Source organism: Nostoc sp. MG11, from assembly GCF_014904695.1.
In the GTDB taxonomy this organism is placed as follows: Bacteria; Cyanobacteriota; Cyanobacteriia; order Cyanobacteriales; family Nostocaceae; genus Komarekiella.
Genome location: NZ_JACXXN010000002.1, coordinates 61,805 through 75,703 on the forward strand (window position 1 = coordinate 61,805; position 13,899 = coordinate 75,703).

14 protein-coding genes are annotated in these 13,899 nt (G+C 39.5%); 5 read left to right on the forward strand and 9 right to left on the reverse strand.

Going from position 1 to position 13,899, the window contains the following annotated elements:
- Nucleotides 1-77: 77 nt before the first annotated feature.
- Nucleotides 78-1,865 carry a 2-succinyl-5-enolpyruvyl-6-hydroxy-3-cyclohexene-1-carboxylic-acid synthase gene (gene menD / locus HCR01_RS02890; protein ID WP_193194364.1) on the reverse strand — a complete coding sequence of 596 codons (1,788 nt, stop codon included), beginning with the start codon at nucleotides 1,863-1,865 and terminating at the stop codon, nucleotides 78-80.
- Nucleotides 1,866-2,064: 199 nt separating this feature from the next.
- On the opposite strand from menD, the gene folB reads away from it, so the two are divergent.
- Nucleotides 2,065-2,433 carry a dihydroneopterin aldolase gene (gene folB, locus HCR01_RS02895; protein WP_193195173.1) on the forward strand — a complete coding sequence of 123 codons (369 nt, stop codon included), beginning with the start codon at nucleotides 2,065-2,067 and terminating at the stop codon, nucleotides 2,431-2,433.
- Nucleotides 2,434-3,375: 942 nt separating this feature from the next.
- Nucleotides 3,376-4,659, forward strand: coding sequence for a diguanylate cyclase domain-containing protein (locus tag HCR01_RS02900; protein ID WP_193194374.1), 1,284 nt, complete (start codon nucleotides 3,376-3,378; stop codon nucleotides 4,657-4,659).
- Between the two features lie 46 nt (nucleotides 4,660-4,705).
- Here HCR01_RS02900 and HCR01_RS02905 read toward each other — a convergent pair whose 3' ends face one another.
- Complete coding sequence (locus HCR01_RS02905; RefSeq protein ID WP_320073076.1) at nucleotides 4,706-5,908, reverse strand: patatin-like phospholipase family protein; 1,203 nt, start codon at nucleotides 5,906-5,908, stop codon at nucleotides 4,706-4,708.
- Nucleotides 5,909-6,180: 272 nt separating this feature from the next.
- Here HCR01_RS02905 and HCR01_RS02910 point away from each other — a divergent pair, with 272 nt between their 5' ends.
- A complete protein-coding gene (locus HCR01_RS02910) occupies nucleotides 6,181-6,741 on the forward strand; it encodes a sugar O-acetyltransferase (protein WP_193194376.1) in 561 nt (186 codons plus the stop codon).
- A 34-nt stretch (nucleotides 6,742-6,775) separates the two neighbouring features.
- On the opposite strand, the gene HCR01_RS02915 is transcribed toward HCR01_RS02910, so the two are convergent.
- On the reverse strand, nucleotides 6,776-7,156 hold the full coding sequence (locus HCR01_RS02915) for a calcium-binding protein (RefSeq protein ID WP_193194378.1): 381 nt from the start codon (nucleotides 7,154-7,156) through the stop codon (nucleotides 6,776-6,778).
- A gap of 314 nt (nucleotides 7,157-7,470) precedes the next feature.
- The gene (locus tag HCR01_RS02920) at nucleotides 7,471-8,112 is read right to left on the reverse strand and encodes a Uma2 family endonuclease (protein WP_193194380.1); all 642 of its coding nucleotides are present in this window, start codon (nucleotides 8,110-8,112) and stop codon (nucleotides 7,471-7,473) included.
- Nucleotides 8,113-8,182: 70 nt separating this feature from the next.
- Between HCR01_RS02920 and HCR01_RS02925 the strand changes: the two genes are divergently transcribed.
- A complete protein-coding gene (locus tag HCR01_RS02925) occupies nucleotides 8,183-8,422 on the forward strand; it encodes a hypothetical protein (protein WP_193194382.1) in 240 nt (79 codons plus the stop codon).
- Here HCR01_RS02925 and HCR01_RS02930 read toward each other — a convergent pair.
- From HCR01_RS02930 to HCR01_RS02940, 3 genes are all read right to left on the reverse strand, one after another.
- Entirely contained in the window at nucleotides 8,409-9,950 is a 1,542-nt protein-coding gene (locus HCR01_RS02930; protein WP_193194385.1) for a phytoene desaturase family protein, read from the reverse strand. The genes HCR01_RS02925 and HCR01_RS02930 overlap by 14 nt on opposite strands.
- A gap of 151 nt (nucleotides 9,951-10,101) precedes the next feature.
- Nucleotides 10,102-11,064, reverse strand: coding sequence for an AIPR family protein (locus HCR01_RS02935; protein ID WP_193195177.1), 963 nt, complete (start codon nucleotides 11,062-11,064; stop codon nucleotides 10,102-10,104).
- Nucleotides 11,039-11,794: a hypothetical protein gene (locus HCR01_RS02940; RefSeq protein ID WP_193194387.1), complete on the reverse strand. Its 756-nt coding sequence runs from the start codon at nucleotides 11,792-11,794 to the stop codon at nucleotides 11,039-11,041. The genes HCR01_RS02935 and HCR01_RS02940 overlap by 26 nt, the downstream gene beginning before the upstream one ends.
- Before the next feature lie 218 nt (nucleotides 11,795-12,012).
- Between HCR01_RS02940 and rbsK the strand changes: the two genes are divergently transcribed.
- Nucleotides 12,013-12,954 carry a ribokinase gene (gene rbsK, locus HCR01_RS02945; RefSeq protein ID WP_193194389.1) on the forward strand — a complete coding sequence of 314 codons (942 nt, stop codon included), beginning with the start codon at nucleotides 12,013-12,015 and terminating at the stop codon, nucleotides 12,952-12,954.
- 59 nt (nucleotides 12,955-13,013) lie between these two features.
- On the opposite strand, the gene HCR01_RS02950 is transcribed toward rbsK, so the two are convergent.
- Both HCR01_RS02950 and HCR01_RS38360 read right to left on the reverse strand, forming a co-directional pair.
- Complete coding sequence (locus HCR01_RS02950) at nucleotides 13,014-13,445, reverse strand: nucleoside deaminase (RefSeq protein ID WP_193194391.1); 432 nt, start codon at nucleotides 13,443-13,445, stop codon at nucleotides 13,014-13,016.
- 118 nt (nucleotides 13,446-13,563) lie between these two features.
- The gene (locus HCR01_RS38360) at nucleotides 13,564-13,665 is read right to left on the reverse strand and encodes a DUF4351 domain-containing protein (protein WP_320073077.1); all 102 of its coding nucleotides are present in this window, start codon (nucleotides 13,663-13,665) and stop codon (nucleotides 13,564-13,566) included.
- Nucleotides 13,666-13,899 lie beyond the last annotated feature (234 nt).

A 13,899-nucleotide genomic window follows, 5' to 3' on the forward strand; every position in this document is an offset into this window, starting at 1 on the left:
CAAATATGCAACGCCTAACTTTGATAACACAAACGTTATATCTATATACTACTATTAAGCAACACCTAATAAAATAGTTAAATTGCAATATCTGCGGCAAACTTACTTAAATTTTCCTGTCGCCATTTAGCATCTAGTTTGCGATTTGTTCGCAACTCTAAAACTCGAATTCCTGTAGTTGGGAGTGGGTCTAATCTTTGCTGCAACTGCTGCCAAGAAGTAATAAATTCATGCTGCACATTATAAGTAGCGCATAACTGAGCAAAATCAATATCCTGGGGAGTACCAAAAAACTCTTCAAAAGATGGAGCAAAATTGGCAATGGGTAACATTTCAAAAATCCCACCGCCATTATTATTAATTAATACAATTGTCAGATGTCCGACAAACTTATTGCGGATTAAAAAACCATTGGTGTCATGTAACAGAGCTAAGTCTCCTGTCAACATTACACTACTTTGCTGGCGATGGGCAATTCCCAAAGCTGTGGATAATGTGCCATCAATGCCATTTGCACCCCGGTTAAAATACGATCGCACTCCTAAATTATTCGGTTTCCAGAAATACTCCACATCCCGTACAGGCATACTATTGGCAATAAACAGAGGCGTTCCTGGCGGTAAAATCTGAGAAATTAACCAAGCTACTTTACTCTCAATTATTTCATCTATTTTCTCCATAGTCTGGTCAACAACTAACCTGACCTTCGCTTCCGCATCACACCATTTATGCACATAATCTAAGGAGAAAGATAAATTTCTCTCCTCTGCCTTTATATCTTCTACAGATATCCGTAAATGCGTCGTTCTGCCATGCAAAGGGTCAAGGTTTTGGTCGCTGTTGTCGATAACCCAGCGTCGCGGTTGGGTTGCATCTATCCAATTACGCAGTTCTTTACTTGTAGGCAATTCACCCACCTGAATCACCATTTTGGGTACTAACTGCTTTGCTAGTTGCTGATTTCGCAAAATCAGGTCGTAGGTAGAAATTAAATAAGGGTTGAGGTCGGCATAATTTCTGACTGGGGAGAGTCCTTCTGCTAGTACTGGCCATTTAAGAGTTTGGGAAAGTTGAGCGATCGCTTTACAATACTCTTGTGGCTGCTGCGGTTGAGCAACACCAGCGATGATGATACCGCGATCGCATTTTAGCCATTCTTGGGGAATAGGAAATGGGGAATGGGTAATGGGTAATAGGGTGGTGCTTGCTATTCCTACAAAAAAGTCTTCGGGGTGAAACTGTGACTGCAATAATTGTAGAGACGTTTCATGAAACGTCTCTACATCAGGAATGGGTGCAAGAGGATCGCGAAAGGGAATATTTAGATGTACTGGCCCCTTGCTTGGAGTTTGCGTTAGCGAAGCTCCTCTCCCAGAGGCTCGCTCCCAGCCATGAATTACTATTTGTCGCAGATAAGCTAGCATTCCCATGTCTGAGGATGGTAAAGCTAGCTCTGCTTGCCAGTTTGGGTAATCACCATATAATTTACACTGATCTATAGTTTGTCCAGAATGACAATCTCGCAATTCCTGCGGTCTATCGGCGGTTAATACCAACAGTGGTACGCGACTATATGAGGCTTCAATTACTGCTGGGTAAAAGTTCGCCCCTGCTGTACCAGAGGTACAAAGTAGTGCTACAGGGCGTCCGGTTGCTTTAGCTTGTCCCAAGGCAAAAAAGGCGGCGGAGCGTTCATCGAGAATGGAAATTGCTTCAATATCAGGTACTTGCTGGGCAAAAGCAACTGCTAGGGGTGTGGAGCGGGAACCGGGACAAATGACGGCATAAGCTAATCCCAGGCGCTTTAGCGTCTCCGTTAAAATATAAGCCCAAAGTTGATTAACATTCCTAAAGGCGATTAGCATCAAATCCTATAGAGCTATAAAACAATCTTAAATTTTAGATTTTGTTTAGGATATTTCCATTTAAAATCCGTCTGGGAAAGTTAAGCCAGTCTCTAAAACTCTGGTTCTCAGAGCAATGCGCTGGTTTTTCAAGTCAGGAAATTATCTCACAGGACTGGCTACACTTTCTGCAAGATATAAAATTCGCACTCAAATTCTTATGGACTGCATTCATTTAACGGGAATTCGCTGCTATGGCTACACTGGTTATTTGCCAGAAGAACAAGTTTTAGGGCAATGGTTTGAGGTGGATGTGAAATTATGGCTAGATATCTCCACTGCTGCCAAGACCGACGCGATCAAAGATACTTTAGATTATCGCAGTGTCATTAGCTTAGTACAACATCTGGTAAAAACATCTAAGTTTGCTTTAGTGGAACGGTTAGTAGCCACGATCGCAGATTCTATCCTCCAAGGGTGCGATCATGTTACACAAGTCCAAGTTATTTTGAGCAAACCCGCCGCGCCGATTCCAGACTTTAGCGGCAAAATTAGCATTGAACTGACTAGAACTAAATCCGATCTCTGAAGCCTAAGTGTGCTTTTCTTCTTAAACTAGACCTACCAACAAGCAGGGAGAGTGGATTTATCTGGAGGAGGTATCTAACAAACAGAATCTTTTCTTCCATCGCTCCATTCTCCTCTCTTTAATTTTCTCCTTTGTACTCGCTTATTCTCAAAAGCTAAAAAATTATGTTATTTACTGATATACATTTAAATTGCATCTTTTAAAATGCCAGGATTTGTGGTCAAGTCTTGCACAGAAGTAGTAGATAGCTTCTAAGTAACTGGGCATAAATAAACATATATGTAGCAAAGTACTAGCATACATTTAAAAGCAAATTATACAAGGGTTTTGGACTGTTAAATATTTATTAATTATTACTGTTTATTTATACATGCTTACTTGTTAAAGCATTTTTTTATACCGAAAACTATTTTCTGGCAATACAAACTTAGGTTTTTCTGTAATTTAAAAGGTGATCCACAATTAAATTATTTAAGTACGTTTGTAAAAAATATATCAGTAATTTAGTAGTATCAAAAATTCAGGTTCCTGAGTAGCAGCAATATTTACATACAGATTTTATCTATGCTACGCAAGCATTGCACTGTTAATTGGTTAATGTCGAAGCTCAATACATTTTTAGGTAATTACCACATTAGACTGTGCTTTTTAAGAAAATAACTATTGTATATTATTAAAAATAAGACTTTAATGGTTAGTAACTTTACGGCAATTTCAATTAAACGTTAACAACTTGATACTAACTGTATAGGTTAATCAGATTAACTTTGCTAAACACACAGACTATAATAGGTAAATAATATACTATTTGATCATTAGTTCAGTATTTTCGTCAATCAAGGAGATATGCAGTTATAAATTGATTATTATAAAAATATTGACTTTCAGGTTTAGTTGATACGGACAACAGCATCTTAACCTTAGCAAACAGGTTATTGTAACATGTTCGCACGTAGAATCCTAGTTGTTGAGGATGAAAAGATTCTAGCCTCAAATATCAGAAAAAGTTTACAAAAGTTAGGTTATTCTGTTCCAGAAACCACTCATTCTGGTGAAGAAGCAATAAAAAAAGTAGCAGAGACTAATCCAAATTTAGTATTAATTGATATCTGTTTGACTGGTGAAATTGATGGTGAGCAGACGGCAGATATTATCCAAAATCGTTTTCATGTGCCTGTATTATATTTAACAGAGCATTCAGAATATACAAAATTACATCGAAAGCGACCAAGCGAGCCTTTCAGCTACATTACTAAACCATTTGTTGAAAAAGACTTACATATTGCAGTGGAAATGGCTCTGTACAAACACCAGATTGAAAAGAGATTACTGGAAGAAAAACAGAGGCTCATAGCAATTATTAATAGCATGGGTTGTGCAGTGGTCGTGACATACGCCAATGGTTGTATTCAAATGATGAATCCTATAGCAGAAAACCTTACTGGTTGGAAGCAAGATGAAGCATTTGGTAAAGATTTAATAGAAGTTGTCAGCTTGGTTAATAAAGATGTAGAAGAAACAATCAAAAATCTAGCTACACACTCAATAGAAGCAGGTGAGGTTTTGAATTTACCGGAAAATTGCACGCTGATTGCTAGAGATGGTAGAGAAATACAGATTGGGGATAATGTTGCACCCATCCGTGACCATAATGGCAACATTACTGGTGCAGTTTTAATTTTTCAAGAAATCACTAAACGTAAGCAAACAGAGGCGCAACTGCTTCGTAATGCATTTTATGATGGATTAACAGCATTACCAAATCGCGTCTTATTCCTGGATAGGCTTAAACAAGCAATTGAGCGTAGCAAACGCAGAAATGATTATTATTTTGCGGTTTTATTTCTGGATTTAGATGGCTTTAAAGAAATTAATGATCGTTTTGGGCATACAATGGGGGATGATTTTTTGGTCGAAATCGCCCGACGCTTGGAGTCATGCTTACGCAGTGGCGATACTGTAGCGCGATTTGGTGGCGACGAGTTTACTGTTCTTTTAGAGGATATCAAAGACGTTACCGACGCTACCAATGTTACCAAACGTATTCAAGACGCCTTAAGGATACCGCTGAGCCTGAATGGACATCAAGTATCTACTACAGCCAGCATTGGTATTGCTTTGAGTTTTAATCATTATGAGGAGCCAGCAAGTCTGTTACGAGATGCTGATATTGCTATGTACCGAGCTAAGCAGCAGGGAAAAGCTACTTATGCCATATTTGGTTAATTAATCATTTGTCATCTGTCATTTGCCCTTTGTCCAATGCTATTGACTATTGACTAATCTGCAAAAACTTCTGTAATGCGGTTTGCACTTGTGGCTGGTTAATGTAAACCTCTCCGGCTTCAATCAAATTACTGATATTCTCTGGACTTACATCATCAATATCATCACTCAAACGTTTGCCAGTTAAGTGTCGGTCAAGCTTGAATTGCAATCGTAAAACACGATCATTCATGATTTGCCTGGTAATATATTCGTAAATACCTGATGAGCCATCAAACAAAATACCAATTAGAGGCTGTGCCCATTCTATTAAGCCCCACTGTCGAGCTTGTTCATATGGTATGATTCGGGTGCGATCGCCAGTTCCTATAGAAAGGATAGAAATTTCTTCAACTGCATAACCCAATCTGAGAGCTTCAGCAACGGCACAGCTGGAGGGGTTATTAGCAGCAACACCGCCATCAATGGCAGAGTATATACATTTAATCGAGTAGGTAGAGGTATTGTCGGGTACTTTTTCCCAAGGTGAGTCTATCAAAGCAAGTTGAATTGATCCTACATATTTTTTGAGATTGCGAGTTTGACCACTGCCTGTACCATTAGTAATTGTAATCTGCTTATCTTTATATACGTCTTCTATTGATGATGCATTATCGTCTAAAATGATGCCATTCGCAAATGCATTTTTAGCGATTCCGTTTACCGTTTTATCTAGTTTATGTGCTGGAAAATAAGTTGGAGCCGATGCTGAACAGACACACGCTTCCCACAAAGCGACATCACCATAACTTTTGTCTTGACGCCAACTTTTAAATATAATTGGTTCTCGGTTAATTGTGTCATAGGAGATAATTAACAGCATCGTCGAAGTGATATCACATATTTTTATATCACCGAAAGCACCTTTGCTAGCTTGAATCAAACCTTCATCAGAAAACTTGGGTGCTGATAAACCGTACTTTAACAGTAAGCCAATTCGCTGTAGAGCAAAACGACTTTTGTAAGGAAATATTAGTGAGCTTTTTTGCTTGTATAGTTCAATAATTTCTTGGCTACTACATCCTCTTGCGATCGCACCTGCTAGAATTGACCCTGTAGAAGTTCCTGCAATTAAGTTAAAATACTTATTCAAGGGTTGGTCAATTTGCTTCTCAATCACTGCCAAAATACTGGCCGCAATTACTCCCCGAATTCCACCACCGTCCAAGCTTAAAATCCGAAAAGGCATATTTACCCGAATTCTCTGCAATTTTTGGTTAGTTAATACAGCTTAATATAACTCAATTATTTTTATGATCAAAAATTTGGTTTTTTAGAAAGTTTATTAGAATGCAATTTGGCTACTAGTTGGTTTCAATTTAATGATAATTTAGTATAAGATTAGTAGTAGAAAAATTTGAGTACAGGTACTATTTTCTATTAAGAAATAATTTAAAAAATCTGCCAATGTTATGAATGCTTATATTCGGTAGATAAATTCTGTAATTACAATATATTCGATTGCACCTATAAATTATATATATGGAAAAAACAGAAAAACAGAAAATGCTTGCAGGCGAGTTATATCTTGCATACGATTCTGAATTAGTTGCTGAAAATAAGCAAGCCAGCCGTCTCCTACGAATGTACAATTCTACAACTGAAGAACAGCAAGAGCCGCGGCGACAAATTTTGCAGGAATTATTTGGAAAAGTTGGACAACAAATATTAATTGTGCCACCCTTTCACTGTGACTACGGCAGTAATATTTACGCTGGCAACGGATTATATATGAACTATGGCTGTGTGATTTTAGACTGCAATACAGTTCACATTGGTGAAAATGTTATGTGCGCTCCTTATGTGCAAATTTACACTGCTTATCACCCTACAGAACCAGAAATTCGTCTTTCCGGTAAAGAATTAGCTGCACCCATTAAGATTGGCAATAATGTCTGGATTGGTGGTGGTGCAATTATTTGTCCAGGGGTAACAATTGGTGATAATACAACCATTGGTGCTGGCAGTGTAGTTGTCAAAGACATACCTGAAAATGTCGTTGCTGCTGGCAATCCCTGCCGTATTATTCGGTATTTGTCATAGAATTGAATTGCGATGCGATCGCTCATTACTCGTTTTAGAATTTGTATCCTCTAGCAAGCCAATAGTGCCAGTCTCCTAGTGCTTCTTGAGTTTCACTATCAGCATCTATAGCTACTATTTCAGATAACCTAGCAGAAAATACATCTTCATCTTTGCCATCTGGATAAACAACTTCCACAAACATATCTTTTAAACACTCATCGTCTGGTGCCATTCCCAGCACTTCGACTTGTTTCTCTTCGACGGAGGTAGATTTGCGTCCCTTTTTTGTCCACTTAGCCATAAAGGGTACGTTCAGAGTATCGTCGAGGTAGTAATACCAACCCATTGCCCGTTCTTCTTTATCTTCGGCATCGATAATGATTTCTGTTTTAATGCGATGCTCTCGGTTTTCGTCTGGTTCAACAGTAGGCATAAAACAACGGCTTGTGTATGATGCACTTTGACATGATACATCCTTTTGGCAATATCTGACGACAAGCTGTTAAGCTAATGTGTCTCCAAGTTGCACATTCACTGGTTAAGACTGTCATTAGTCTTTTGTCTTTTTGGGACTAATGACAAAGCGCAAAGTCTGTTCGCCGGAAACCGGCGCTCAGACGCCAGTGACGCTCCTGCGGCGCTACCGCTACGCTAACGCACAAGTCGCTTAACCCGCCCAAGCGACTGGCTCAACTTTGTAAGAGAGGACAAGCTTTATGCATAAATAACACGTCTATACCTCTACCCCTATAAATTTTCTATCTGCTGTTTTACCCAAGCGCGAAATGAATGAATCATCGGTATTTCCCCAATATTGAGACTCTCAGATAAAAATCGGGGAATTTCCGTAGCTAAGGGGAGATTTGCAAAACTAGGCGAAACATCACAGGGAATATACACACCTTCCTGTAACTTATAAATCTGCATTACAGGTTCGTCATAACGCCAAACTTCCGGTACACCCAAAGCTAGATAGATGGCAAGTCGGTCAACAGAAGCGCTGGTATAGTCTACCTCAATGATTAAGTCTGGTGGTGGGTCTTGCGTCAAGTCGAGATTCTGCTTTTGTCTCATCGCAGGTTCATTCTGAATGTAAAAACTTGAATCTGGTTCTACTCCCCGCAGTAAGTCTGGACGCTTACAAGTAACTGAATCAGTGCTTTTCAGGTTGAGGTTAAGTTCTTCTGCTAAAGCAAAAACTAAATGTTCGAGAAGTCTATTGTTATACTCATGGGGCATTAAAGGAGTCATGACTTCTAGTACCCCCTGGTCGTAAGCCAGTCGTGTGGCACGATTATCCCCTATTTCTGCAAGAATGCTTTCAAAGGTCTGCCAACTGAGGTTTTGCAGTACGGCCCGTTGAGAAATAGTTGCTGTAATTGTCAGCATAGATTTCATCTGAGGTTTTTTATCAAGATATCAAGAAATTTGCTTTGTTTGATTTGAGGCTCCAGAAAGTGTGGCATTTGATGGCAAAAATTTGACCCTTGCTGATGTTAAATTGCTGATTTATCCTAAGTTTGCTAATATACTTCGTAACCCTAGATTAGTAAGTGTACTGGGTGCAACTGCACGAATCGATACTCATGTTGCCCCCTATGTTGCTGTACCTGAACCTGAAAATGTGCTAACAACTTTGCTAGCGGGTGCGGCTCTTTTGGTAACTAGATTTTGTATTCAAAAAATTAAATGCACTTAATATCTTGAAGCATAGCCAAATGCTGCTTCACAGGTGCAAGTGTATTCGCGGCAATCATGCCACTGGCGGCGACTGCTGGTAAACCAGTGCCTGGAAATGTCGAGTCTCCACAGCACATCAGCCCTGGTAGGGGTGTGCTGGGGCCTGGAAACAAGCTAACTCCAGCCTTAATCGCCGGGCCATAGGAACCTCGGTGGCGACGCAGAAAGCGCTCGTGAGTTAGAGGTGTGCCCACAAGTGTAACTTCGCAACGCGAGCGAATATCTGGAATGATGCGCTCTAAAGCTTGCCACATCACTTCTGCACGCAACAGCTTTTGTTCGGTATACTCCTGGCTTCTTCTGTCCATTCCTTGCCAAAGAGCATACGGCTCATTACCAGGAGTATAGACATGAATCACATGCTTACCTAGTGGTGCTAAGGATGGGTCGAGAATTGAAGGAATTGATACCAACACAACATTCTGAGGTGCTGTCACGCCCGCTTCCCAGTTGTTGACTATAATGTAGTGACACTCCAGATTTGACTGTAATCCTTGAGCGTTAATACCCAAGTGTAGATGCATGAAGCTATCACACTCAGGTGTCGCTTGCCGTTTAGTACGAAATCGTTTTGGCACTGCTTTTTCTGGCAGGAGTTTCAAAGTATCCCAAACAGATGTATTAGCAACTACTGACCGACGCGCCCGGATTTCCTTGCCATCACGCAGGCGCACACCTACAGCTTGGTTGCCTTCCACAATCACTTGCTCCACATGAGCGCCCAGCATCAACCGACCGCCATGTCGCTCTAATCCTTGTACCAAGGTGTCAACTAAAGCACCACTGCCACCAATCGGATAGTCAAGCATTACACCCGGTCGATACCAGTCGGCAAACATAAATGCGACTTCGGCTGTACTAGTGCCGTCTGCTGGTAGCCCGGAAAGCAAAAAACAAAGCATGTCAAGCCAGTTGCGTGTAAACGGGTCTTTAACAACACCATCAATAATCCGACTGAAAGGGCCCGTTAGCTTAGTAACATTTGCAATATGCTTTGCTAAAGATGGGGCAAATCGGCTTACAGTTTTAGTTGCACCGAAATCAAAGCGTAATGCAGCTGGTGGTATGGCAGTTGCAGCACTAGCTAGTGGTTCCATGACGCGCTGGAGTTGCTGCCATTCGGCTACAGCATCATGACCACGAAATTGCATCAGCACTTCACAAAATTGTTCTGCACCCACTGATGTATTAAAATCACCTTCTGGTAGGCAGCATCCCCAAGTATCGTAGGTTAAGCAAGGTAGCTGAGAGCCAATAGCGTCTAGCACTTGTCGTAGGGGGTTGGCAGAGGGACTGTAAGATAGTCCAGAGTAAAGGGACGGACCTGAGTCAAATTGGAATCCATTGCGCTCAAAAGCGTGGGCAGCACCACCAGGGATAGAATGACTCTCGCAGACTATGACATCAAAGCCATATCGTGCCAAAAGAGCAGCACAACTTAAACCACCTATACCGCTACCAATAACAACTATATCTGTGTTTTGCATATCCCCTATGTTTGCAAGGATAGTTTCTAAAGTTTGCTAACTGATATTTAGCAGTATATTCCGTTGGGGACTGGTACATTTGTGAGGTATAAATTACTGTTTATTGTCCAAAGTATTAGCAATCTCAAGTTTTATACTTCAATCAAGGTATTTACTGAACAGGGAGATATTCTAAAACTAAGGTTTTGAGAGATTTGTAATTTTCTAAATTTCTAAAAAATTGATATACTAACTTTTGAGCATATTTACTATTTAAGCCCTCCAAGGTTTTGGTAATTACATTATCTATTAGCTGGGGAAGTTCATTCTCCAGATATTTATCAAAATCTGAATCAGAAATAAATAATTTACTTTTTCCCACATGAGTAAATATCATGTGAAGAATAAATCTATTACCATATATACAAGTTCCTTTCTCTTTATCAACATTACTATTTTGCTTTTGCGTTAGTTTAATATCTAAAACCCGCATTATTTGAATCTTGCGCCAAATTGTAATTGCTGTAATGTTTTCATGAAAAAGCTCCGTATAAGGAGGTTTGTTAACATCTTCCCACAGCTTGCCTATTTTATCTTTCGCCATAAGTGTACAGCGTATTTCATCTAAACTACACACTAATGCTATAATTGCTTCTTCAAAACTACAGTTTTTATTATCTACTGGTAATTTTTTATCATTTCTTTTGTAAGAATAATTAATGCCAGCTAAAGCAAAGTCTATCTTTAATTTTTCTTGTAGAGAATCTAGTGAAATAAAATCACGATTTTCGACTTTATTTTGAGTATTAGTAGCTTTAGTCACTCTGAGAGAAAAATCTGGAGGGCAATTCTCTAATGAGATTAGTTTTATAAATACTTTAGCCTGGTTAACTTTTTCAGCATCTTTTTTATAAGTATTACCTATAGTTCCTACTGTTTGCGCCCCATTTACAATGGAGATTCCTTCGCAGTGAAAGTATCCAATGGACTTATCTGATCCACCCATAGGTTTTTTGTGTATTTTATGACATAATACTGTAACTCCATTATTTAAATATAAAAAGTTATGTGGAGCACTTAATAAGGTATCTTGAATACCATCATTTACATCACTGAGACCAACAAAACTTCTGATGTTTTTTGAAAATAGGCTCTCTCCATTTTGCTAGCCAAATCTCAGCTAAAGTTTGAGCATCAATTTGTCCATATATTGCCTGGTAAGGCTCCTCTATTTGCCCCCAGCTTGTTAAATTTAAATCTGTGTTGACAGGTTTACCTTCCAAGCTTGCTGATAATGCTTTATGAGCTTCGTATAGAGAAAATGTTTCCCAAAAAAATAACTCGCTAGCTTCATTATTTTCTTCTAATAATTTTGATATTATTTGGCGATTGTTATTACCTAATTTTGTACCTGAATAAGCAAGAATAATTTTTACTTTTACGCTATAGTCAGCCAATGCTTTTTCTATTACAATTTGTTTGTTTTTGACTTTTGGGTTAAATTTTTCAAATTTAAAATCAATTATATCTTTGATACCTTGGATAAATTTATGTATCTCACCTGAATCAGGTTCTCCATTGCCAGATTCAATCCATTTTGATTGAACTATCCAAAATATTTTTTCACTTTCATCATAGTAGATAGCATCAATTCCATTATCTCTATAGCCATCAACAATTGCTTGAGCAGCAATTTCAGGTTCTACTGATGCAAGGCTCATTAAGCTATAGGCAGCATAACCTCTTGAGAGTAATACTTTCTGTTTTTCTGCATCAGGTTTGTTCTGATGATCTGCTATGTCAATTAATCCTGTCAGTGTTTCGTATAATTTATTTTTAATGTGTGTAAGTTGAAGCTTGACCACTTTGTAGTCTCCTTTTAATTCTATACTGCAAAATTAATATATTTACTTAAAGTATATCTGAATATGATTTTTTTATTACGTTTGATGTCTCAGTGTACTACTGCGGGATACCTAAGTATTGTATTAATGTGGTTTGAACCATTGCGATCACAGAACGTGTGTTTTGCACTCTCGCCTCTTGTACTATTAGGCTGAATAATAAACAAAAAATCAGCATAATGAGTATTATCGTCTTCGGCAGCATCAATATAGACCTGGTAGCAACAGCGCCCCGGTTGCCAGTTGCAGGCGAAACGCTGCTGGGAGAGAATTTTTTTAAAGTTCCGGGAGGCAAAGGAGCAAATCAAGCTGTAGCACTAGCGCGATTAGGAATTCCTACTCACATGGTGGGACGTGTAGGGCCACAAAATTTTGGGGTGGAACTTGTCAACAATTTGCAAGCGTCTGGTGTGCAAACTGACAATATTTTTGTAGATAAAAATGTTACTTCTGGTGTTGCCATCATCACCGTAGATTATGCTGGCGAAAATCAAATTATTGTGATTCCTGGTGCAAATGAGCGTGTTAATCAAGAAGATGTAGAACGATTGTCTCACTTATTGCCAGAAGCAACAGCACTACTTTTACAACTAGAAATTCCTATTGCTGCTGTGGTTGCAGCTGCTAAAGCAGCACGAAATGCAAATATCAAGGTAATTCTTGACCCCGCACCCGCACAATCTGATTTACCCGCTGAACTTTACCCACTGGTAGATATTATTACCCCAAATGAAGTAGAGGCTGGGCAATTAGTGGGTTTTCTTGTAGATAGAGAGGAAAGAGCAGCAGAAGCCGCTGCGGTTTTATTGCAACGAGGTGTGAAATGTGCGATCGTCAAATTAGGTGCTAAGGGTGTTTTCTGTGCCACTGCTGAAGAGAAATTCTTTGTACCCGCATTTCCAGTTCATACAATTGACACAGTTGCAGCTGGCGATGCTTTTAATGGCGGTTTAGCAGCAGCACTTTTTCAAGGATTTTCTTTAAAACAAGCTGTGATTTGGGGTACAGCTGCGGGTGCTTTGGCAACAACAAAACCAGGCGCACAAACTTCGCTACCAGATAGATTTACCTTTGATGCATTTCTCAAAGAAAGGGGAGTGGAGAAGCAGGGAAAAGGTTAAAGAGCAAAGGGTAAAGGGATAATTTTTACCCAATTCCCCATTCCCCATGCCTCATATAACTATTTCCCAATATCCTCATTCCAAAGTTCTGAATTAGTTTCAATAAACTCGCTCATCATCTGTTCGCATTCGTCAAGATTGAGATCAATTACTTCCACACCATGAGATACCATAAATTCTTTAGCGCCTGAAAAAGTTCTTGATTCTCCAACAATGACTTTTTTTATACCAAATTGTACTACTGCTCCAGCGCAGAGGTAACACGGCATTAAGGTTGAATAGAGTGTTGTACCTCTGTAGCTACCAACTCTACCAGCATTACGGAGACAATCAATTTCGGCGTGAGTAACAGGATCGCCATCTTGCACACGTTTGTTGTGTCCTTTGCCGAGAATTTGACCATCCTTAACAAGAACAGAACCAATGGGAATTCCGCCTTCTTGTCTGCCTTGTTTTGCTTGTACGATCGCAACTTCCATAAACTCATCCATATTAATTCTCCTTTGGTGTTGCATAGTAGTGGGATAAATTAAGGTTTTCTAGCATGCATTGTTTGTAAGGACAATCAACAGAGCGATGATCGTCCATGAACAATACAAGCAATAAACTTTAACAAATTTCAATATTACCCACACGCCGATTTAATAGTCGTAAAACGATCCTTCTTTCTCCTTCTTGCTTTGCTTCCCGAATAGCCAATGGTTCTTCCAAATTCCGTCCTAATATCGCTGCAATCTCCTACTGACTCAGGGTAGAAATACTTGTAAACGATAATCGTCGTCACCCTTCGGATTCGATAGTCGCTCATGGGGAGCCAGTTCGTTGGGCGGCTCTGCCGACTTGTTGGCTCTTAGCGTTCCCGTAGGATAGCAACTGGCGTGGAAACCCTCAAGACCGCTTATTCCTCAACACCCAAACAATTACCAGATTGTAAAGGCTTAAGAC